This window comes from Variovorax sp. MHTC-1 (genome assembly GCF_003984645.1).
GTDB lineage: Bacteria > Pseudomonadota > Gammaproteobacteria > Burkholderiales > Burkholderiaceae_C > Variovorax.
The window spans coordinates 1-634 of sequence record NZ_RWKI01000100.1; the positions used below are offsets into that span (position 1 = coordinate 1).

The window sequence follows — 634 nt, forward strand, 5'->3', positions numbered from 1 at the left end:
CGCTTGTACCCGGCTGCGGCGAGCTCGGCGAGGAGCTCGTCGTGATGCTGGATGCGGTAGGGACAGACGGCGAAGCCGATGCTGTTGAGCGTGTAGAGCGTGCGCTCCGGATGCACCGCCGTCGTGTTGAGGATGATGCGCCGCGGCTTCACGGCCAGCGCGGCGATGATTTCGGACATGGGCGTCGGCAGGTACTGCAGGCTGCCCGAGGCGTAGAGCACGTCGCAGCCGCTCGCGTCGCGCCAGTCGGTGGTGAAGCCGAGCTGCGCTGCGGCCTCGCGCTGCACGGCGAGCTCCCGGCCGCTCGCCACCACCTTGGGCACGTCGCAGACGGTCCAGCGCAGGTCGGCAGGGTAGTTGAGCATGCGGCGGAAGGCGTAGTACTTGATGCCGACATGGCCGCCCAGGTCGAAGATGCTGCGCATGCCGTCGTCGAGCGCGCGGCCGAGCCAGAACAGCCCCGGGTAGTCGTAGAAAGCGACCTGGTGGCTGTAGAAGGCGTCCGCCGGGGCGTTGTCGTATCCGACGGCCTTGGAGGGCGGCGCGCCGGCTTCGGCGGCGGCGAAGCTCTCGAAGGAACCCATGAACAGGTTCTCTTCGCGGTTATCCAGGAACTTGCGGCGGTAGGCAGCTT

1 protein-coding gene is annotated in these 634 nt (G+C 68.0%); it reads right to left on the bottom strand.

The window, feature by feature from the left end:
- Positions 1 to 634, bottom strand: a 634-nt coding sequence (locus EJI01_RS28450; protein ID WP_126840424.1) for a methyltransferase, TIGR04325 family, incomplete at both ends; no start/stop codon positions are given.